This window comes from Luteimonas aquatica (assembly GCF_022662575.1).
GTDB lineage: Bacteria > Pseudomonadota > Gammaproteobacteria > Xanthomonadales > Xanthomonadaceae > Luteimonas > Luteimonas aquatica.
Genome location: NZ_JALBFU010000001.1, coordinates 904,436 through 924,847, shown reverse-complemented (window position 1 = coordinate 924,847; position 20,412 = coordinate 904,436). Strand labels below are relative to the sequence as shown.

Genomic DNA, 20,412 nt, shown 5'->3' with positions numbered 1-20,412 from the left:
AACTCAGAGGTCGAACTTGATGCCCTGCGCCAGCGGCAGCGCGTCGGAGTAGTTGATGGTGTTGGTCTGGCGGCGCATGTAGGCCTTCCAGGCGTCCGAGCCGGACTCGCGTCCGCCGCCGGTTTCCTTCTCGCCGCCGAAGGCGCCGCCGATCTCGGCGCCGCTGGTGCCGATGTTGACGTTGGCGATGCCGCAGTCCGAGCCGGAGGCGGCCAGGAACGCCTCGGCCGCCTTGAGGTTGGTGGTGAAGATCGACGACGACAGGCCCTGCGGCACGTCGTTCTGCAGGAAGATCGCCTCGTCCAGGTCGCGGTACTGCATCACGTACAGGATCGGCGCGAAGGTTTCGGTCTGCACCACCTCGGCGTCGTTGGACAGGCCGGTGACGATGGCCGGCAGCACGAAGTTGCCCTTGCGGTCCTCGAGCGCGCGGCCGCCGCTGGCGATGGTGCCGCCGGAGGCCTTGGCCTTCTCGATCGCGCCCAGGTAGGCCTTCACCGCGTCCTGGCTGTTGAGCGGGCCCATCAGGTTGGCCGGATCGGTGGGATCGCCGATCTTCTTCTCGACCTGGGCGTAGGCCTTGACCAGCTTCTCCAGCACCTCATCAAAGATCGACTCGTGCACGAACAGGCGGCGCGTGGTGGTGCAGCGCTGGCCGGCGGTGCCGACCGCGCCGAAGACGATGGCCGGGATCGCCAGCTTCAGGTCGGCGGTCTGGTCGACGATGATGGCGTTGTTGCCGCCCAGCTCCAGCAGCGAGCGGCCCATGCGCTGGGCCACGCGCTCGCCGACGTCGCGGCCGACCCGGGTCGAGCCGGTGAAGCTGATCAGCGGGATGCGGCGGTCGTCGACGAAGGCCTGCGCCAGCTCGGTGCCGGCGTCGTTGAACAGGAAGAAGATGTCGGGGAAGCCGCCCTTGCGCAGCGCCTCGTTGCAGATCTTCATCGAGGCGATCGCCGACAGCGGGGTCTTGGGCGAGGGCTTCCAGATTGAGATGTCGCCGCAGACCGCGGCCACGAAGCTGTTCCAGGCCCAGACCGCGACCGGGAAGTTGAAGGCGCTGATGATGCCCACCAGGCCGATCGGGTGCCACTGCTCGTACATGCGGTGGCCCGGGCGCTCGCTGTGCATGGTCAGGCCGTAGAGCTGGCGCGACAGGCCGACGGCGAACTCGCCGATGTCGATCATCTCCTGCACCTCGCCGTCGCCCTCGGGCTTCGACTTGCCCATCTCCAGCGCCACCAGCGAGCCCAGCGCATCCTTGTGCGCGCGCAGCGCCTCGGCGCACAGGCGGATCGCCTCGCCGCGGCGCGGCGCGGGCGTGGTGCGCCAGACCTTGAAGGCGGCCTGGGCGCGGCCGACCAGGGTCTCGTAGTCGGCCGCCGAGGAGGCCTGCACCTTCGCCAGCACGCTGCCGTCGGTCGGGTTGACCGGCTCCAGCACGCCGGCATCGCGGGTCTTGGACCATTCGCCGTTGCCGAGATAGGTGCCGGATTCGTTGTCGCCGAGGCCGAGGGCGGTGAGGACGGGGTGGGTCATGGCGCGATGGCTCCTGAAAACTGTGGAAAGCGTTGGAAAGCCCGTGCGCGGGCGCGCGCAGGCTCGTGGCGGAGGGGGCCGCAGGGCAGGTTCTCGTGGGGGAATCCGCCTATGGCGCCCCCGGCGCGATTCGAACGCACGACCTTTCCCTTAGGAGGGGAACGCTCTATCCAGCTGAGCTACGGGGGCTTGGCCGGCAATTTTCGCATGAACGCCGCTGCTCCGGGAACCGAAGCGCGGCCACGCGCCGGATGACCGGGGCGTGACAAGTGGCGGCCCGCGGCGTTCGGGTACTATCATCGCAGGCGATCCAAGGAGGACGACCCGATGACGGAATACAGGCATCCCATCCTCATCCAGGGCGGGTATCAGGTCATGGCCATCACGGACGGCCGGGAATACGATCCGAGCGAGATCCTCGCTTACGAGGTCATGACCCTGTCCGGCGCCAAGATCCGGCACGAGCTGACGCTGGAGAGCGCCCGGGTCTGGCTGGAGCGGCTGGCCGGGGAGGAGACCCAGCAGCAGGAGCAGGATCCGCAGCTGCCGCCGGTCGAGCGGACGAGCAAGCGGCGCGCCTCCAAGCGCGGCAAGGGTGTGGGCGTGGGCCGCAAGCTGCTGCGGTTCCTTGGCTAGGACGGCGGACGGGCTCAGGTCGAAGCGGCGCCAAGAATTTCGGGGATCGATACGTTGTGAATAAAGGCAAGGTCGTTTTCGCGGCAGCGCTGGGGCTGCTTGCGGTTTTCGTGGGGCTCTATCTTTCCGGCTATCTGACGCTGCTGTTCCTGAAGCTCAATTCGGGAGGCATGAAGTGGAACGTCTACTGGACCTACGTCCAGGCGATGGACCTGCCGCAGGTCAAGCCGTACGTGGGCAAGATCAAGGCGGCCGGCGCGATCGGCTTCGGGCTGCCATTGCTGGCCTATGCCACGCTGCTGATCCTGATCCTCAAGCCCAAGCCCAAGTCCACCCACGGCGAGGCGCGTTTCGCCACCAGCGGGGACCTGTCCAAGCAGGGCCTGCTCAAGCCCTCCAAGAACGGCGTGGTGGTGGGCAAGTTCAAGGGCGACCTGGTGCGCCTGGGCGGCCAGCAGTTCGTGATCCTGGCCGCGCCCACCCGATCGGGCAAGGGCGTGGGCGTGGTGATCCCGAACCTGCTCGACTACCAGGAATCGATGGTGGTGCTGGACATCAAGCAGGAAAACTTCGACCTGACCTCGGGCTGGCGCAAGTCGATCGGGCACGAGATCTTCCTGTTCAACCCCTTCGCCGAGGACCGGCGCACCCACCGCTGGAACCCGCTCAGCTACGTCTCCAGCGATCCGGCCTTCCGCGTCTCCGACCTGATGAGCATCGCTGCGATGCTGTACCCGGACGGCTCGGACGACCAGAAGTTCTGGGTCAGCCAGGCCCGCAACGCCTTCATGGCGTTCACCCTGTACCTGTTCGAGAACTGGGACGACGAGATCCAGACCGGCTTCCCCGGGGCGCACGGCGCGCCGACCCTCGGCGCGATCTACCGGCTCTCCTCGGGCGACGGCACCGACCTGAAGAAATACCTGACCGGCCTGTCGCAGCGCCGCTTCCTCAGCAGCAACGCCAAGAGCGCCTTCGCCAACATGCTCTCCCAGGCCGACGAGACGTTCGCCTCGATCATGGGCACGTTCAAGGAGCCGCTCAATCCCTGGATCAACCCCATCCTGGACGCGGCCACCGGCGCCGACGACTTCCTGCTCACCGACGTGCGCAGGAAGAAGATGACCATCTACATCGGCATCCAGCCCAACAAGCTGTCCGAGTCGCGGCTGATCATCAACCTGTTCTTCAGCCAGCTGATCAACGTCAACACCAAGGAATTGCCGCAGAACAACCCGGAGCTCAAGCACCAGTGCCTGCTGCTGATGGACGAGTTCACCTCCATCGGCAAGGTGGACATCATCGCCTCGGCGGTCTCGTACATGGCCGGCTACAACGTGCGCCTGCTGCCGATCATCCAGAGCATGTCGCAGCTCGACGCCACCTACGGCAAGGACGTCTCGCGCACCATCATCACCAACCATGCCCTGCAGATCATCTACGCCCCGCGCGAGCAGCAGGACGCCAACGACTATTCCGAGATGCTGGGCTACACCACCTTGCGCAAGCGCAACCGCTCGCGCTCGCACGGCCAGCAGGGCAGCGTGACCATCTCCGAGAGCGAGGAGAGGCGGGCGCTGATGCTGCCCCAGGAACTCAAGGCGATGGGGTTCGACCGGGAGGTGTTCCTGTACGAGGGCATCCCGCATCCGGTGATGTGCGACAAGATCAAGTACTACAAGGACAAGTACTTCACCCAGAGACTGCTGCCCAAGGTTGACGTCCCGAAGCTATCTTTCTGAGTCGAAACGGGGTTCCGGCGTCTCTTAACAATTAATGCATCTTGACCAACGGTTCACTTACAGGATAACTTCTCGTGAACATACCCGGCCGGATTGTGATAGTCGTCACGTTTGGCCGGCAGGATTTGTGGGCGAACAGGGAGCCGAGTTCGGCAGGGGGTTCAGTTGTACTTTCCAAAGCAGCGGCCAAGGGCACTGCAACAGGGGATGGCGGGTAGAACCCGAACGGCGGGACGTTCCGGCGCCTGGCGCTGCCGTCCGGCCCTGAAGGTCGACTCCCATGCGGCGTCCCTGGTTCATCCAAGACATCTTTCGGGCCTTGTCGGCGCGCTCGTCGCGACGTCCGGCTGGCGCCCCGCCATTCCCGCAACGCGCTTGCGGGCATTCCCTATTTCCAATCTTCGACCGGTGGAAGCGTGAAGAAACGTATCTCACTCCTGGCCCTCATCCCGCTCGCGCTCGTGCTGGCGAGCTGCGCGACGCGCCCCGCGCCGGACATCAGCGGGCGCTGGAAGCCGGTCAACCGCTTCTCCGAGACGACCGAGGCGATCCCGCTCTACCAGAACTACGCCTTCTACCCGTCGCCGATGGACGGCACGCTGAAGAACATGCTCACCCGCTGGGCGCGGGACTCGAAGCTGACGCTGTCCTACCTGCACCCGTCGGACTTCACCCTGTACGCGCAGGTCTCGGACATCCACACGCTCAACCTGCAGGAGGCGATCTCGCAGCTCAACACGGCCTATGCCGCGCAGGGCGTGTCGATCTCCAGCGACGGCAGGCAGATCGTGGTGCGCCCCTCGGGCGGTTCCGAGGCACAGGCCGCGCCCGCCGCGCCCTGACCGGCTTCCCGCCGAAGCCTCGCGCGCCCCGTGGCGCATGGCGATACGAGCCCCTAGCGGGACCTGCAGTCCGGAACCTCCAAGATGTCCAATAACAAGACAGCCACGTCGAAAGTCAAGGATACCGTCTCGAAGTCGGTCAACTTCGAAATCACGATCGCCGACATCGCGCGCCGCAGCGAGCGTCGTGCCTGGTGGGTGGCGGGCAGCGCGCTGGTGCTGTGCCTGATCATGGCGTGCAGCTATTTCTACGTGCTCCCGCTCAAGGAGAAGGTGCCGTACCTGGTGATGGCCGACGCCTACACGGGCACCAGCACCGTCGCCAGGCTGCGCGACGACTTCCGCAACAATTCGATCACCACCAGCGAGGCGATCAATCGCAGCAACGTCGCCCATTACGTGCTGGCGCGAGAGTCCTACGACTACTCGATCATGAACCTGCGCGACTGGACCACCGTCTACACCATGTCCGAGGGCGACGTGCTGTCGAGCCTGAAGCAGCTCTACGGAAGCGCCGCCAGCCCGTACAAGATCTACGGCAAGGAGCGCGCCATCCGCGTCAAGATCAACAGCATCGTGCTGATCGGCGGCAACGGCAAGCCCTACAAGGGCGCGACGGTGCGCCTGCAGCGCAGCATCTACAACAAGGTCAACGGCGGCACCTCGCCGCTGGACAACAAGATCGCCACGCTCGAGTTCACCTACGACTCGAACCTGCAGATGAGCGACCAGGCGCGCATCGAGAACCCGCTCGGCTTCCAGGTGACCAGCTACCGCACCGACAACGACTACGCCTCGCCGGCGGTGCCCGAGGTGCCGACGGCGCCGGCGCCCCAGGCCGCGCCGCCCGCCGCCGCCTCGCCCGACGCCGCCCAGCCGGCGGTCGGGGACGCGGGCGTGATCCCACCGCCCCCCGGAACTGTGCCGCAGCAGCCACTGCCGGCTACCAATTAATGTGAATGGAGCCACTGACCGATGAATCGTCTTGATCACCGCTGCCTTGCCGGGGTGCTGTTTGCGGCGCTGTCCAGCGCCGCGCTTCCGGCGGCCGCGCAGGCTATTCAGGAGTACGAGTACCAGCCGGGGCGCGTCTATCCGGTGCGCGCGGGCCTTGGAATCACCACGCAGATCGAGCTGAGTCCGAACGAGAAGATCCTGGACTACAGCACCGGCTATACCGGTGGCTGGGAGCTGATGCGCCGCGACAACGTGTTCTACCTCAAGCCCAAGAACGTCGACGTCGACACCAACATGATGGTGCGCACCGCGACGCATTCCTACGTCTTCGAGCTGAAGGTGGTCGCCACCGACTGGCGCTCGCTGGAGCAGGCCAAGGGCGAGGGCGTGCAGTACAAGATCACCTTCAAGTATCCCAACGAGACCAAGTTCGTCGCCGACGCCGCCAACGCGCCGGAACTCGACACCAGTCTCAACAAGGACCGGTCGTACAACTTCAACTACGACTACTCCGCGCGCAAGAAAGCGGCCTGGCTGGTGCCGGTCAACGTCTACGACGACGGCCGGTTCACCTACCTCAAGATGAGCGATCTCAAGAATATCCCCACGGGCAACTTCCCCGCGGTGTTCGGGCGTGAAAGGGAAAGCAGCGAAGACTTCGTGGTGAACACGACGGTCGAGAACAACACGATCATCGTCCACGGAACTTACAACTACTTGGTCATTCGCCACGGCAAGACCGTTGTCGGCCTGCACAGGAAGACTGAAAAGTGAACCAGAACCTACCGCCGAACGAAAACGAAAACGACACCAACAATCCGTACTACGGCGGCTCGCAGAACGAGGACGCCGCTCCGGATCTGGATGCCCAGGCGCCCGAGCTGAAGTCGAACGAGGACCAGCGCGTCAACCGCAAGGCAATGATCTTCCTGTTGCTCTTGCTGGTGCTGCTGATCCCGCTGATCTACTTCCTGTTCTTCGGCGGTTCCGGCGACAAGAAGGACGAGGCGCCGAAGAAGCCGCAGCAGGCCGTCGTCGTGCCCGACCTCCCGCAGGGCGCGCCGCAGGTGCCGGGGGCTGACACGGCGGAACCGATCGCGCTGCGCGAGGTGCCGCCGCTGCCGCCGCCGCCCGCCGGGGCCGGCCAGCAGCAGGACGCCTACTCGGACGGCCCGCGCCAGCCCACGCTGCTGGAGCGCCGCCTCCTGGCCGAAGGGAGCAACAACAGCCCGTCTTCCGGCGTCGCGCCGCCGCCGCAGGGCGCGGGTCCCGGCGGCCTCCTCGGAGGCGACGGCGAGGACGTCTCGCAGGCCCAGGTGATCCGCAACCCGGATACCCTGCTGGTGCGCGGCACCTACATCCGCTGCATCCTGGAAACCCGCATCATCACCGACGTTCCGGGCTTCACGTCCTGCATCGTCACCGAGCCGGTGTACTCGATCAACGGCCGCAAGCTGCTGCTGCCCAAGGGTTCCAAGGTGCTCGGCGCCTACGATACCGAGCCTTCCGGGCCGCGGATCGCGGTGATCTGGGACCGGATCACCACGCCGAACGGGTTCGACATCAGCATGCGCAGCCCCGGCGTCGACAATCTCGGCAGCGCCGGCCATCCCGGCAAGTTCAACGCGCACTGGCCGAGCAAGATCGCTTCCGCGCTGATGATCAGCCTGATCGCGGACGCCTTCAAGTACGCCGCGGCCGAGCATGGTCCGACCAGGAACGAGATCTCGCAGGGCGGCGTCATCGTGCAGTCGCCCTACGAGAGCGCGACCGCCCGCACCATGGAGAACCTGGCCAACCAGGCCCTGCAGCGCAGCATGAGCCGTCCGCCGACCGTCACCATCAACCAGGGAACGCTGCTGAACATCTACGTCTCCAAGGATGTGGACTTCGTCGGCGTGATCCCCAACGAGGGCTGATTTGCAGCGCGTAGCCTGATGGACGTCGATGATTCGCCCATAGCCAAGGTTTCCAACGAGTTCCTCGAATACCAATACGAGGTCCTCGGCATCCTTGGCTACATGGGCGATCCCAACGTCACCGAAATCTGCATCAACCGTCCGGGCGAGATCTACCTGGAAAACCGCGACGGCTGGCAGCGGGTCGAGGTGCCGACGCTGAATTTCGAGCGCGCCCGGCAGTTCTGCACCGCGGTCGTCAACGAAAGCAATACCGGCCAGCGCATCACCGACGCCGATCCGGTGGTGTCGCTGACCTTTCCGACCGGACAGCGCGCGCAGTTCGTGATCCCGCCGGCATGCGACGCGGGCAAGGTCTCGATCACCATCCGCCTGCCGTCCAAGCAGACCCGCACCCTGCAGCAGTACCAGGAGAGCGGCTTCTTCGACGAGATCATCGAGCAGACCGGCCAGGTCAGCGACCACGACCAGGAGCTACTCGAGCTGCGCCGCGAGCGCAAGTACGCCGACTTCTTCAAGAAGGCGGTCCTGTACAAGAAGAACGTGGTGGTCTCGGGAGCGACCGGCAGCGGCAAGACCACCTTCATGAAGTCGCTGGTGGAGCATATTCCCGCGGTCGAGCGCCTGGTGACGATCGAGGACGCGCGCGAGCTGTTCATCAACCAGCCCAACGTCGTCCATCTGCTGTATTCCAAGGGCGGGCAGAGCACCAGCAACATCACCGCCAAGAGCTGCATGGAAGCCTGCCTGCGCATGAAGCCCGACCGGATCATCCTGGCCGAGCTGCGCGGCGACGAATCCTTCTACTTCATCCGCAACTGCGCCTCGGGCCATCCGGGATCGATCACCAGTTGCCATGCCGGCAGCCCGGCCCAGACCTGGGACCAGCTGGCGCTGATGGTGAAGGCCTCGGCGGAGGGGTCGGGCCTCGAGTTCGCGGTGATCAAGCGGCTGCTGATGATGACCATCGACATCGTCGTGCACATCCAGGCCCACGGCGGCCGCCGCTACATCACCGGCATCGACTTCGATCCGGCCAGGAGCTTCGCGCAATGACCGCGAATGACGCCGATTTGCGGCCGTGGTCCGCTTTTCGCGGCCCCGCCTCCCGGCGGCCGTTGACATTTGGCGCCTGCCGTGGCAAAGCTGCCGGAAGGCTTCTCGGAAGCGGCGCGATTTGTTATCTTGATGTCGACGCCACCACGGCAGGAAGCCGTGAATCGTATTCGGGGGTGCGATTTGTTGCCTGATATGGACATGATGAATTGCCCAAGCATGGCGGTTTCGATGGACGTGATGCATCACGTCGTCACGGTCGAATCCTCCTACAACCCCTACGCCATCGGCGTGGTCGGCGGCCGCTTGGTCAGGCAGCCCAAGAATCTCCCGGAAGCGCTCGCCACCGTGCGCATGCTCGAGGAGCGCGGCTACAACTTCTCGCTCGGACTGGCCCAGGTCAATCGCTACAACCTGGCCAAGTACGGCCTCGACTACGCCAAGGCTTTCCAGGTCTGCCCGAACCTGCAGGCCGGCTCGCGCATCCTGGCCGAGTGCTACAACCGCTCCCGCGACTGGGGCAAGTCCTTCAGTTGCTACTACTCCGGCAATTTCACCACCGGCTTCCAGCACGGCTACGTGCAGAAGGTCTACGCCTCGATCCGCAAGGGCTACCAGCAGCGGGCCGCCGACCCCTACGGGGTGCCGGCGATCGCCCTGGCGGGCGAGCGCGCGCGGCCGCAGGCACAGGCCGCGACGGTGACGCGCCGCATCATTTCCGATGCGCCCGTCGCCCAGGCGCAGCAGATGCCGCAGGCTGCCCTTGCGGCGGCGCCGCAGAATGCCGCCAACGCCGCTTCCGGAGGGCTGAGCCAGGCCGACCTGATGGCCGCCATGGTGCAGCCGTCGCCCACCGCAATCCCGGCCCCGCAGGCCGCGCAGTCGGAAGTCGTCCGGCTGGCCGACCTGCAGCCCGGCGCCAAACCTGCGGCATCCCAGGTCTCGGGTGTCGACAACGCCTTCGTGTTCTAGCCCGGTAAGGATGCCGAGCGATACGACGAAGGTGCGGCACGCAACATCTACCGAGTTTTTCCACCACTCCACTGAGGGAACAGCAATGAAAATGATCGATACCAGCTACACGATGATGACCCGCCGCAATGCGCAGGCCGCCCGCACCAAGGCCCTGCTCAAGGCGCTGCTTTTCATGACCGTGGCGATGCCGCTGGCCGCCATGGCCGAAGGGCCCGGCTCGGGCGGTACCTTCACCGACACCGGCGAAAGGGTCTGCGGCTTCTTCACCAACATCAACACCATCCTCAACATGGTGTCGATCGTGGTCGTCACCCTGGCCGTGATCATCTGCGGCTACCAGATCGCGTTCGCCAACAAGCGCATCGCCGACGTGCTGCCGATCCTGCTCGGCGGCGTGATGATCGGCGCCGCGGCCCAGATCGCCACCATGCTGATCGGCGACACCGGCTCCAGCTGCGAAACCACCAGCGGTGGCGGCATGGCGATGGTGAGCAACCTCGCGCAGATGGTTTATGCATAAAAACGTACTGTTCCGCGGCTGCACGCGCCCGCCCATGTTCCTGGGGGTGCCCTACATCCCCTTCTTCATCGGGGCGGGTGGCGTGCTGCTGCTGTCCATGTACTCCGGCAACATGTTCTTCCTGTTGCTGATGCCGATCGTCATCTTCGTGATGCGGATGATGGCCAAGCGCGACGAAATGATCTTTCGTCTGCTCGGCCTGCGCCTGCAATTCCGCTTCAAGGTGCGCAATCAGCAGAAGCACGGAAAGATGTGGGTGTTCACGCCCAACGACTACCGCAAGACGGCCGCCAAGAAATAACGGCGGCAGTCCTGCGGCTCGCGTTGTCGCGCTGGGCCGGTTCCGCAACGGGTGCGCAAGCGCTCGTTGAGGTGCCGGCCCGGTTCCACAACTGAAAGTCCCTACCTACGGTTACCGACGCGCAGCCTCCGACACGATGTTCACTCCCGACGCCCCGATCAACGAGTTCATCCCGCTTTCCACCCACGTCGCGCCGAACGTGCTCAAGACCACGGGCGGCGACTTCCTGATGGTGTGGCGGCTGGGCGGCTTGCCGTTCGTGGGCCGGGAGGAGTGGGAGATCGAGCACCGCCACAACACCTTCAACCGCATGCTGCAGACGCTGCGCGCGCCGGACTACGTCAACGTGGCCTTCTGGGTGCACGACGTGCGCCGCCGCGGGCGGGTCAACGACCAGCCGAAGTTCGAGCACCAGTTCAACCAGTCGATGTCGGACGACTACTACGCCGCGCTGTCGGCGCAGAAGATCATGCAGAACGAGCTGTACCTGACGATGCTCTATCGTCCGGTGGTGGCCGGCAAGCGCTTCATCGAGAAATCCGGCGACACGACGCGACTGCAGTCGGAGCAGGACCAGGCGATTTCCAAGATCCAGGAGCTCGCGACCAATCTGGAGGCCGTGCTGAAGGATTATGCGCCGCGGCAGCTGGGCATGTACGAGGCGTCGAACGGCGTGGTGTTCTCCGAGGCGCTGGAGCTGTACGGCTATATCCTCAACCGCGTGGACGAGCCGGTTCCGGTGCTGAAGGCCCCGGTCGGCGCCTACCTGCCCGTCAGCAGGCTGATGTTCTCGGACAAGACCGGCGACTACGTCATTCGGACGCCGAACGGCACGAACCGCTTCGGCGGCATCCTCAACGTGAAGGAATACGCCGACAGCACCTATCCCGGCATCCTGAACGGGCTGAAATACCTCGATTTCGAATATGTCATCACGCATTCCTTCAGCCCGGTGGGCCGGCAGGACGCGCTCAAGGTGCTGGATCGCACGCGCGGCATGATGATCTCCTCGGGCGACAAGGCGGTCAGCCAGATCGTCGAGCTCGACTACGCCATGGACCAGGTGGCCTCGGGCAACTTCATCCTGGGCCAGTACCACTTCATCATCGCGGTCTACGCCGACAGCCAGCAGGCGCTCGCGCAGCAGCTGGCGACCACACGCGCCGAATTGTCCAACGCCGGTTTCGTATCGGCGAAGGAAGACCTGGCGATCGTGTCCTCCTTCTATTCGCAGTTCCCGGGCAACTGGAAGTTCCGCACCCGCCTGGCCAACGTGAGTTCGCTGAACTTCCTCGGCCTGTCGCCGCTGCACAACTTCGCCACGGGCAAGCAGACCAACAATCCCTGGGGCGACTGCGTCACCACGCTGCAGACCACCAACGGCCAGCCGTACTACTTCAATTTCCACGCCACGCACCCGGGCGAGAATTCGCTCGGCGAGAAGGCGATCGCCAACACGATGGTGATCGGTAAGTCGGGTACCGGCAAGACCGCGCTGATCAATTTCCTGCTGAGCCAGGTGCAGAAGCTCGAACCGTCGCCGACCATCTTCTTCTTCGACAAGGACCGCGGCGCCGAGATCTTCGTGCGCGCCTGCGGCGGCAACTACCTGTCGCTGGAGAGCGGCCAGCCCACCGGGTTCAACCCGTTCCAGTGCGAGCGCAACGAATCGAACGTGCAGTTCCTGGCCGACCTGATCAAGGTGCTGGCCGGCAAGACGGTGTACACCTCGCGCGAGGAGGAGGACATCTACCGCGCGGTGGAGAACATGCTCGATACGCCCATGCGGCTGCGCAGCATGACCAATTTCCAGAAGAGCCTGCCGAACATGGGCGACGACGGCCTGTATTCGCGCCTGCGCAAATGGACGACGGGCAACTCGCTGGGGTGGGTATTCGACAACCCCGTGGACAGCATCGACCTGACCAAGGCGAACATCATCGGCTTCGACTACACCGATATCCTGGAAAACGACGAAGTCCGCGTGCCAGTGGTGAACTACCTGCTGCACAGGCTCGAGGAGCTGATCGACGGCCGCCCATTGATCTACGTGATGGACGAGTTCTGGAAGATCCTCGACGGCGGCGGTGCGCTGAAGGAATTCGCCAAGAACAAGCAGAAGACCATCCGTAAGCAGAACGGCCTGGGCATCTTCGCCACGCAGAGCCCGGAGGACGCGCTGCAGAGCGACATCGCCGCGGCGTTGATCGAGCAGACGGCGACCCTGATCCTGCTGCCGAACCCGAACGCGAACCGGGACGACTACGTCGACGGCCTGAAGCTGACCGACGCCGAATACCAGGTGGTCAAGGGCCTGGACGAGCGTTCGCGCTGCTTCCTCGTCAAGCAGGGCCATGCTTCCAGCGTCTGCCAGCTCAACCTGCGCGGTCTGGACGATGCGCTGTCGGTGATCTCGGCGAGTACCGACAACATCGAGATCATGCATCGGGTCCTGGCGCAGCAGGCCGAGCGCTATGGCAAGGCGGCAGACGACCTTACGCCGGACGAATGGCTGCCGCAGTTTTACGAGCAACGCAAAGGGTCGGGCAAAGGACGCCCGTCGAACACGCGATTGGGGAACGCGGCATGAGCATGCAAACAGCCGTGACGCCGACTCCTTCAACCACACGGTGGCGCGAAGCCACGCCGAATCAGACTCGGATCCAACAGGTGACTCTCATGGAAGCCAAAGCTATCACCCGTCAACGCTCCCTGCCGCTGCTGCTGTGCATGGCCGTGGCCGGCGTCCTCATGTCCGCCGCGGCTCCGGCCAGCGCGGACTGGAAGGTCTCGGACGACAAGGCGCAGAACAAGCTCGAGGACATCAAGGGCAAGATCGACAAGACCAACGACTACCTTGGCAATGAGGATGGCAAAAGCATCAATCAGCGCCTGAAAGATCTCTACGAGCAGCAGACGTTCAAGAACGCCAAGAAGTCGGAAGTGTACAAGGACAATCCCAAGGACGAGATCCAGGATTACCCGACTTTCACGATCGACAAGGACAAGCCCGAGGGCGATGCCCAGAAGGTGGAGCTGGACAAGCGTTGCAAGAGCGGCGACAAGATTTGCGAGCTGATCTACAACACCGAGATGGCGAAGTACAACTATTCCGTTGCCGTCTACAAGCACATCACGCAGAAGCGCATCAAGGAATTGAAGGAAATCCAGGAGGAGCGCAATAACATCGGCGACGAGGAGCAGGGCAAGATCCAGGCCAACACCAATCGACTGATGACGCTGATGGCCAAGATGGAAGTCGACAAGCAGCAACAGCAGTCGGCGATGTATGCCTTCGATGCGCGCATCCGCTATCTGCAGACGGCGCGCGACACGCTGGCGAACGCCGCAACCAACGGCCCGGTGAACAAGACGCTGACCGACATGGGCAGCGATGCGCTGACCGGCGTGGCATTGCAGGCCATCTTCAGCAGCATGGACACGGTTCGATAGGAACCGACGCGGCATTACAGGCGCAACGGACAGATAGACGAACAGCCGCGCAGCGTGCGCGGCGGAAGGCGAACGACGATGGATATGACGGGCGGATTGTTGGACTTGCTGCACGGGATGCAGGCAAGCCTATGGGGCAACATCGGGCAGTGGGTGTTCTTCGACGCCCTGTTTTCGTATCTGGATCGGGAGGTCATCGCCTTCCAGCAGGCCTTGAGCCGCGATCTGGGGCGATGGGTCGGCAGCGTCGCGCTGGTCCTTCTGAGCATCTGGATCATGTGGCAGGGCTTCTTGATCGTCACCGGCCGGTCGAAGGAATCGATGATGGCGCTCGTGGCCAATTCCGGGCGTCAGGTGGTGATCGTGGTGGCGGCCACGACGCTGGCCATCAGCGGCGGCCCTCTCTATCAGATGCTGTGCGGATTCAGCCAGAGCGACAATGACGTGAAGACGTCCCTGCTCGGGTTGATCACGAGTTCCGTTGTCGGCGAGGGGAAGGAAAATCCCTACAAGAACATCGACAACATGATGACCCAGGTGCAAGCGGCGATGACCGCGATCGATGCGGTGCCTGCGATCGCCGCCTCGATGGACGCCAACAACGTCGATGCACTGAAGGGCGACAAGGACGATGCGCAGATGTGGCTTGGTCTTGGCGTGGCCGGACCTTCGGTGGTCTCGGGCGCATTGCTGTTCATGTACAAGATGGCAATGGCGCTGTTTGTCGGCCTGGGGCCGATATTCATCCTGAGTCTGCTCTTCGAGCAGACAAAGGGCATGTTCCAACGATGGCTATGGTATGGCGTAGGCACTATGTTCAGCCTGGCGGTGCTGGCGCTGATGGTGGCCATCGTGCAGAAGGTCATGCTCGGCGTGCTGGGCGTCATGCTGGTCAAGATCATCGCCGCCGCCGCGATTGGCGCCATGAGCAGTGGCGGCGGCGGGATCAGTCTGGGTGACGGCGTTCCCGGCGGCGTGACGAGCCTGGCGATGCAGCAGGGCGGGCTCGGAATGCTGATGACGGTCATGCTGATTTCGATCCCGCCGATGGCTGCTGCCTTCTTCCAGGGCGCGGTCGTGAACGGATTCAGCGCATATTCTCAGTTCGGCCAAGCGCCACGAGGGGGGGCTGATCCGAATACCCCGGCCGGCCGGGCTGGCATGGGAGGGGGAGCGCCGTCAAATCCTAATACCCAAGGCGGGTCAGGGGGAGGAACCGGAGGTGTTCAGAATAGCTCTTACAGCTCTCCGACCAATATCCATGGCAATCGCGCCTCCAACCAAAATTCCAATGGGTGACCCTCTTCAGCGATAGCTCAGGGAGAAGGCAGTAGATAGCATGGGAAAGCCACAGCACGGTTGAGGTTAGTGATGAAAAGGCAAGCTTGGCCGGTGATTGGTCTCATGTTGGCGACAGGTACTGTTGCTGCCCAGGAAAATCCCAACTCGGCGGAATACCACGCGCGCCACAACACAAACTCGTCGTACTATGTGGGTGGAACGACGCAACAGCCGGCCGCGCCGCAGCCGGTCTGGGCAGACCGTTGGGGTGCGATTGCGGCAGATGGCAATGGCGTCTTCGGTATCGTCAGTGACATGACGAGCAAGCGAAAAGCGCAGAAGTCCGCTATTCAAGAATGCAAGAACAGAGGCGGCGGGGCATGTGTCGTTGATCTTGCTTACTACAATCAATGTGCCGCTGTCGGCGCGAACTCGAAGAACTCCTTTTCTTTTAGTGCGCCGACGCAAAAAGAGGCTGAAGATCTGGCGGTTGGACGATGCGAGAAGAGCACGGGCGAAAAGTGCAACGTCTACTACTCGGGTTGCAGTACGGCAGTTCAAGTCAATTGAGACCGATTGGTTGGGTAAGGATAGGCGGATCAGTGACATCGAAATTGGACTTCTCTCGGCCCGTACAGGTGCTGCTGCTTTGCGCATTGTCAGTCGCGTGCAGCGCGGAAACGCCTGCGCCAACGGCTGCGCAGGCCGGCGTTTCCGAGCAGCCGCAGCCGGCCGCCAACGCAGCGCCTGAGGCGGCGCAGCCTTCCGAGCGCCCCCAGGACGGAACGATGGATGATCTGAACGCCTTCGCCACCGACGGCAAAACACTTCTTGCCTCCAAGACGGGCGATCTCAACGGCGACGGCAGGCCTGACGCCATCCTCGTTCTGGATCCGGCCACGGCCGGGAAGCCGGACGAGCGCGCGTCGCGCACGGTGCTTCTGCTCGTCCGCGATGCGGGCGGACGGCTGCAGAAGGCCGGGCAGAACGACAGGATCGTGCCCTGCGCGAAGTGCGGAGGCATCGCCGGCGATCCGTTCGGCTATGTCCGCATCGACAAGGACGGCTTCACGGTGCTGATCGAGGGCGGTTCGCGCCAGCGCTGGTCGAGCGAGTACAAGTTCGAGTACGCGGCGGCATCGAGCGATTGGCGCCTTCAGAAGGTGGAGCGCACCGCATACGATCAGATTTCACAGGAGAGCGTCTCGAAGACGTTCACATCGAAGGACTTCGGGCAGGTTGCCTTCGCGGATTTCGATCCCTCGACAATCCCGGAGGTGGTCCTGCCCTAAGACCTCTTTCATGACGAAAGAGGCAATGAACCACGGATGGGTTCATTTTTTCCATCACTACCATGAGGAGTTACTGACATGGCGACAGATCGCGAAGCACTGTTGTTGAAGGCCGCCTATGCGGCGGGCATCACCTCGCCGAAGGAATTGGCGAATTTCATGGCGCAGGTCAGCGCCGAGTCCGGCGGCCTGAGCCGCTTGAACGAGGGGTTCCGCTATACGGGCGGCCCCGAGACCGTCGAAAAGAACGTGAAATCCGCGGGGCGTGAGGGTCCGGAAGCCCTGAAGGCGGCGTGGCAGGAGGCCATGAACGGCAAGCCGGAGAAGCTGGCGGAGCTGATGTACGGCGGCCGCATGGGCAACACCGAGCCCGGTGACGGCTTCAAGTACCACGGCCGCGGCTACATCCAGCTCACCGGAAAGAACCAGTACCGCGAGGCCGGCGAAGCGCTCGGCATGGATCTCGTCAACAAGCCCGAACTCGCCGCCGATCCCGAGAACGCGTCGAAGATCGCCGTCTGGTATTGGAAGCAGAACGTCCAGAAGCTGGCGCCGGAAAGCGTGAAGGAAGCCGGCTCGATCATCAACACCGGCGAGATGGGCAACACCCCGAACGGCCTGAAGCACCGCCAGGGCGAGTTCGACAAGTGGGAGCGTGCCCTGACGCCGGAGATCATGGAAAAGCTCTCCAAGGGCGAAGTCGGCCTGCCCATCACGCAGTCCTCCAAGCAGGGAGGCGGCGGCCCGCGCGCGGAAGACGGCAACGGCGTGCTCGAACGCAACGAGCAGGGCCCCGCGGTGAAGGAGCTGCAGGAGAAGCTGGCCAAGCTCGGATACATGGAACCGAAGGACGCCATCGGCACCTACGGCCCCAAGACCGAGGCGGCGGTGGAGAAGTACCAGCAGGACAACAACCTCAAGGGCGTGGACGGCAAGGCCGGCCCGGAGACGCTGAAGTCGATCGACCAGAAGCTGCAGCAGCAACAGGGGACGCAGCAGGAAACCCGTCAAGGCGCCCCGCAGGAGACCCAGCAAGGCACTGACCAGCTGCGCCGCGACAACCCGATGTTCGACCAGGCGGTGAAGGAGCTGGAGAAGCAGGGCCCGAACGGCGGTTTCAAGAGCCGCGAGGACATGGAGCGGGCTGCCGGCCAGATCGCGTTCGAGGCGAAGATGGGCGGCATGTCGCGCATCGACGAGCTGGTGCCGAGCAGGGACGAGAAGGGCCTGATCGCGGTGGAGCGCAATCCGAACAATCCGCTCGACGTGAACCGGGCCTACGTGGACAAGGAGCAGGCGGCGCAGGTGCCGCTGGAGCAGAGCCAGCAGCAGTTCAACGCCGAGGCGCAGCGCCAGACGCAGGAAGCGCAGACCCGCCAGCAGTCCCAGCCCACGCAAAGCGGCCCGACGCAGTGATGTCCGGATAGATCCTGTCCGCTGCGAATGCCCCCGGCATGTTCGGGGGCATTCCGTTGCCGACGGATCGCGGGACAGGGGCGAGTGGCCGGCTGTGGACATGCCGATCGGAGTGACTGGTGCCGGGCTGTGGAACTGATTAAGATGCCTGGGCGGGCCTGACGATCAGGCGAGTCATTTTCGCGAGCGGCATGGAATGCTGCACTCGCCCGGGCGCCGGAACGGATTGCCGGTATGCGGTCATGCCAGTCCCGTGGCGATACGAATCGTCGTATCCATCAGTGATCGTGGCTTCTCAATCCAACCGGCTATGTCGTGGTTCCGATCCGCCGATCGAGCCACGCCGGTTTCCCGTGTGTTGCATGGCAAGGAAGTTTCCATCATGACGACCATCAAGGCTTTTCAATTCTGCTGCCTGCTGACGCTGTGCGGACTGGCGGCATGCGGTGGCGACTCTCCCGCCGCGGGCCAGGTACAGGCGCCGGAACCCGCGCCGGCGCCCGCCGCAGCGGCGGCCGAGCCGGCGCCGACCATGCCCGCCGACAGCGCGCAGCCTGCTTCCGACCCGTCGTCCTCCCAGGAGGAGGCCGCAGCGCCGGAGCCGCAGCCCGCAGAGGATTCGGCCGTGCTGCGCCCGTCCTACGACGAATGCATCGGCGCCGCCGGTGCGGTGACGCCGGCGATGCAGGACTGCATCTCGAAGGAGTACGAATACCAGGACGCGCGCCTGAACAAGGCATACAAAGTCCTGATGGCGAAGCTGCCGGACGCGGAGAAGACGAAGCTGCGCGAGGAGGAGAGAAAGTGGCTTGCCGAGCGCGATGCCGCCTGTCCTCTCGAGCCTTATGGCGGCCAGGCGCAGCGCCTGGAGTCGAACGAGTGTGCGTTGAAAGTGGTGGCAAAGCGAGCAGCCGAATTGGAAGCGCGCTGAGGGCGACATCGCCGGCCGATGGGCAGGCGGATCGCGCGAGGCGAAAAATCTAACGAAAGGAGACAGACGTGGCTGATAGAGAATGGCATCTCGGGATCACTTCCGAAAAATATGAAAGCAGCAAGGCCGGCCCCGGAGCGGTGTCGAGCGGCGTCGGCGATCACGGCGGCGTGTCCTACGGAACGCACCAGTTGTCGACCAACGAAGGCAGCGTGCAGGAGTTCGTCAAGCAATCCGCCTATGCCGACGATTTCGCGGGCATGAAGCCGGCTACCCCGGAGTTCAACGCGAAGTGGAAGGAGCTGGCGGCGAACGATCCGGGTTTCGGCAAGGCCCAGGACCAGTTCTTCAAGGACAAGTACTACGGGGTGATGGTCGACAACCTCAAGGAAAAGGGCATCGACCTGTCGGATCGCGGTCCCGCGGTCCAGGACGCGATGTGGAGCACCGCTATCCAGTTCGGCCCCAACAACGCCAAGAAAAGGATCGATGGGCCGGAGCTTTTCCAGAAGGCGCTGAACGAGAAGTTCGGCGACGAATACAAGCTTTCCGATCTGTCGGACAAGCAGATCATCGAAGCGGTCCAGGACTACAAGATCGCGCACAACGAGTCGCTGTTCCGCAGTTCCTCGGACGAATGGCGGAAGAATCTGCTCGATCGGGCCAAGAACGAGAAAGACGACCTCCTGTACCTGGCCGAAAACGGCAAGGTGCGCGAGGAGGCCGCGCGTGGCAAGGGAGGCGGGAGCAGTTGGCGTCCGGAGAACGGTGACGGCGTCCTTCGTCTCAAGGAAGAAGGCCCCGCGGTGAAGGAAATGCAGGAGAAGCTGGTGAAGCTCGGCTTGCTGGAAGCGGCAGGCGCGGACGGGAAGTACGGCAAGGACACCGAGACGGCAGTACGGAAATTCCAGGAAGACAACAATCTCAAGGGCGTGGACGGCAAGGCCGGCCCGGAGACGCTGAAGTCGATCGACCAGAAGCTGCAGCAGCAACAGGGGACGCAGCAGGAAACCCGGCAAGGTGCCCAGCAGGAGACCCAGCAAGGCACCGACCAGCTGCGCCGCGACAACCCGATGTTCGACCAGGCGGTGAAGGAGCTGGAGAAGCAGGGTCCGAACGGCGGCTTCAAGAGCCGCGAGGACATGGAGCGGGCCGCCAGCCAGGTGGCGTTCGAGGCGAAGGTCAGCGGCATGTCGCGCATCGACGAACTGGTGCCGAGCAAGGACGAGAAGGGCCTGATCGCGGTGGAGCGCAATCCGAACAACCCGCTCGACGTGAACCGGGCCTACGTGGACAGGGAGCAGGCGGCGCAGGTGCCGCTGGAGCAGAGCCAGCAGCAGTTCAACGCCGAGGCGCAGCGCCAGACGCAGGAAGCGCAGGCCCGCCAGCAGTCCCAGCCGACGCAGAGCGGTCCGACCCAGTAAGCCTGGGCGGCCGAACCGGCGTGGCCGAATGCCCCCGCCCCGAGCGGGGGCATTTCGTTGGGATGGGGATGGGGAGGCCGTCCTGGCCGGGATCACCGGATCCCCTCAGGCTGTTTCGGTCCATGGGA

General features: G+C 64.0%; 19 protein-coding genes and 1 tRNA gene. 18 read left to right on the top strand and 2 right to left on the bottom strand.

Going from position 1 to position 20,412, the window contains the following annotated elements:
* Positions 1–3 precede the first annotated feature (3 nt).
* Together amaB and MD221_RS04255 are read right to left on the bottom strand one after the other, a co-directional pair.
* Positions 4–1,539 (bottom strand): L-piperidine-6-carboxylate dehydrogenase, encoded by a 1,536-nt coding sequence (amaB, locus tag MD221_RS04260; RefSeq protein ID WP_242108066.1) that lies wholly within the window; start codon positions 1,537–1,539, stop codon positions 4–6.
* 112 nt (positions 1,540–1,651) lie between these two features.
* Positions 1,652–1,728 (bottom strand) — tRNA-Arg (locus MD221_RS04255).
* Between the two features lie 138 nt (positions 1,729–1,866).
* Here MD221_RS04255 and MD221_RS04250 point away from each other — a divergent pair.
* From MD221_RS04250 to MD221_RS04165, 18 genes are all read left to right on the top strand, one after another.
* On the top strand, positions 1,867–2,175 hold the full coding sequence (locus tag MD221_RS04250) for a hypothetical protein (protein ID WP_242108065.1): 309 nt from the start codon (positions 1,867–1,869) through the stop codon (positions 2,173–2,175).
* A 56-nt stretch (positions 2,176–2,231) separates the two neighbouring features.
* Complete coding sequence (locus tag MD221_RS04245; RefSeq protein ID WP_242108063.1) at positions 2,232–3,917, top strand: type IV secretory system conjugative DNA transfer family protein; 1,686 nt, start codon at positions 2,232–2,234, stop codon at positions 3,915–3,917.
* Between the two features lie 416 nt (positions 3,918–4,333).
* On the top strand, positions 4,334–4,759 hold the full coding sequence (locus MD221_RS04240; protein WP_242108061.1) for a toxin co-regulated pilus biosynthesis Q family protein: 426 nt from the start codon (positions 4,334–4,336) through the stop codon (positions 4,757–4,759).
* Between the two features lie 84 nt (positions 4,760–4,843).
* The gene (locus MD221_RS04235) at positions 4,844–5,713 is read left to right on the top strand and encodes a VirB8 family type IV secretion system protein (RefSeq protein WP_242108060.1); all 870 of its coding nucleotides are present in this window, start codon (positions 4,844–4,846) and stop codon (positions 5,711–5,713) included.
* A 21-nt stretch (positions 5,714–5,734) separates the two neighbouring features.
* A complete protein-coding gene (locus tag MD221_RS04230) occupies positions 5,735–6,490 on the top strand; it encodes a TrbG/VirB9 family P-type conjugative transfer protein (RefSeq protein WP_242108058.1) in 756 nt (251 codons plus the stop codon).
* A complete protein-coding gene (locus MD221_RS04225) occupies positions 6,487–7,635 on the top strand; it encodes a TrbI/VirB10 family protein (protein ID WP_242108056.1) in 1,149 nt (382 codons plus the stop codon). Before MD221_RS04230 ends, MD221_RS04225 begins: the two co-directional genes overlap by 4 nt.
* 18 nt (positions 7,636–7,653) lie before the next feature.
* Positions 7,654–8,691 carry a P-type DNA transfer ATPase VirB11 gene (gene virB11, locus MD221_RS04220; RefSeq protein WP_242108054.1) on the top strand — a complete coding sequence of 346 codons (1,038 nt, stop codon included), beginning with the start codon at positions 7,654–7,656 and terminating at the stop codon, positions 8,689–8,691.
* A gap of 183 nt (positions 8,692–8,874) precedes the next feature.
* Entirely contained in the window at positions 8,875–9,663 is a 789-nt protein-coding gene (locus MD221_RS04215; protein ID WP_425602196.1) for a lytic transglycosylase domain-containing protein, read from the top strand.
* 85 nt (positions 9,664–9,748) lie between these two features.
* Complete coding sequence (locus MD221_RS04210) at positions 9,749–10,186, top strand: TrbC/VirB2 family protein (RefSeq protein ID WP_425602195.1); 438 nt, start codon at positions 9,749–9,751, stop codon at positions 10,184–10,186.
* Positions 10,179–10,487 carry a VirB3 family type IV secretion system protein gene (locus MD221_RS04205; protein ID WP_242108050.1) on the top strand — a complete coding sequence of 103 codons (309 nt, stop codon included), beginning with the start codon at positions 10,179–10,181 and terminating at the stop codon, positions 10,485–10,487. The genes MD221_RS04210 and MD221_RS04205 overlap by 8 nt, the downstream gene beginning before the upstream one ends.
* 136 nt (positions 10,488–10,623) lie before the next feature.
* Positions 10,624–13,077 carry a VirB4 family type IV secretion/conjugal transfer ATPase gene (locus tag MD221_RS04200; RefSeq protein ID WP_242108048.1) on the top strand — a complete coding sequence of 818 codons (2,454 nt, stop codon included), beginning with the start codon at positions 10,624–10,626 and terminating at the stop codon, positions 13,075–13,077.
* An 89-nt stretch (positions 13,078–13,166) separates the two neighbouring features.
* Positions 13,167–13,940 carry a hypothetical protein gene (locus MD221_RS04195; protein ID WP_242108047.1) on the top strand — a complete coding sequence of 258 codons (774 nt, stop codon included), beginning with the start codon at positions 13,167–13,169 and terminating at the stop codon, positions 13,938–13,940.
* A gap of 78 nt (positions 13,941–14,018) precedes the next feature.
* Positions 14,019–15,239: a TrbL/VirB6 family protein gene (locus MD221_RS04190; protein WP_242108045.1), complete on the top strand. Its 1,221-nt coding sequence runs from the start codon at positions 14,019–14,021 to the stop codon at positions 15,237–15,239.
* A gap of 72 nt (positions 15,240–15,311) precedes the next feature.
* Positions 15,312–15,791, top strand: coding sequence for a DUF4189 domain-containing protein (locus MD221_RS04185; protein WP_242108044.1), 480 nt, complete (start codon positions 15,312–15,314; stop codon positions 15,789–15,791).
* A 32-nt stretch (positions 15,792–15,823) separates the two neighbouring features.
* Positions 15,824–16,513, top strand: coding sequence for a hypothetical protein (locus tag MD221_RS04180; RefSeq protein ID WP_242108043.1), 690 nt, complete (start codon positions 15,824–15,826; stop codon positions 16,511–16,513).
* 78 nt (positions 16,514–16,591) lie between these two features.
* Positions 16,592–17,929, top strand: a complete 1,338-nt coding sequence (locus MD221_RS04175) for an XVIPCD domain-containing protein (protein ID WP_242108042.1) — start codon at positions 16,592–16,594, stop codon at positions 17,927–17,929.
* 382 nt (positions 17,930–18,311) lie between these two features.
* Positions 18,312–18,860, top strand: coding sequence for a lysozyme inhibitor LprI family protein (locus tag MD221_RS04170; protein WP_242108041.1), 549 nt, complete (start codon positions 18,312–18,314; stop codon positions 18,858–18,860).
* Between the two features lie 68 nt (positions 18,861–18,928).
* Entirely contained in the window at positions 18,929–20,284 is a 1,356-nt protein-coding gene (locus MD221_RS04165; RefSeq protein ID WP_242108040.1) for a peptidoglycan-binding domain-containing protein, read from the top strand.
* Positions 20,285–20,412 lie beyond the last annotated feature (128 nt).

What these genes read in the sequence shown, in the direction of transcription:
- amaB (WP_242108066.1), bottom strand. Translation starts at nt 1,539, where the DNA reads ATGACCCACCCCGTCCTCACCGCCCTCGGCCTCGGCGACAACGAATCC.
- MD221_RS04200 (WP_242108048.1), top strand. Translation starts at nt 10,624, where the DNA reads ATGTTCACTCCCGACGCCCCGATCAACGAGTTCATCCCGCTTTCCACC.
- MD221_RS04195 (WP_242108047.1), top strand. Translation starts at nt 13,167, where the DNA reads ATGGAAGCCAAAGCTATCACCCGTCAACGCTCCCTGCCGCTGCTGCTG.
- MD221_RS04170 (WP_242108041.1), top strand. Translation starts at nt 18,312, where the DNA reads ATGACGACCATCAAGGCTTTTCAATTCTGCTGCCTGCTGACGCTGTGC.
- MD221_RS04235 (WP_242108060.1), top strand. Translation starts at nt 4,844, where the DNA reads ATGTCCAATAACAAGACAGCCACGTCGAAAGTCAAGGATACCGTCTCG.
- MD221_RS04250 (WP_242108065.1), top strand. Translation starts at nt 1,867, where the DNA reads ATGACGGAATACAGGCATCCCATCCTCATCCAGGGCGGGTATCAGGTC.
- MD221_RS04205 (WP_242108050.1), top strand. Translation starts at nt 10,179, where the DNA reads ATGCATAAAAACGTACTGTTCCGCGGCTGCACGCGCCCGCCCATGTTC.
- MD221_RS04210 (WP_425602195.1), top strand. Translation starts at nt 9,749, where the DNA reads ATGAAAATGATCGATACCAGCTACACGATGATGACCCGCCGCAATGCG.
- virB11 (WP_242108054.1), top strand. Translation starts at nt 7,654, where the DNA reads ATGGACGTCGATGATTCGCCCATAGCCAAGGTTTCCAACGAGTTCCTC.
- MD221_RS04175 (WP_242108042.1), top strand. Translation starts at nt 16,592, where the DNA reads ATGGCGACAGATCGCGAAGCACTGTTGTTGAAGGCCGCCTATGCGGCG.
- MD221_RS04230 (WP_242108058.1), top strand. Translation starts at nt 5,735, where the DNA reads ATGAATCGTCTTGATCACCGCTGCCTTGCCGGGGTGCTGTTTGCGGCG.
- MD221_RS04185 (WP_242108044.1), top strand. Translation starts at nt 15,312, where the DNA reads ATGAAAAGGCAAGCTTGGCCGGTGATTGGTCTCATGTTGGCGACAGGT.
- MD221_RS04190 (WP_242108045.1), top strand. Translation starts at nt 14,019, where the DNA reads ATGGATATGACGGGCGGATTGTTGGACTTGCTGCACGGGATGCAGGCA.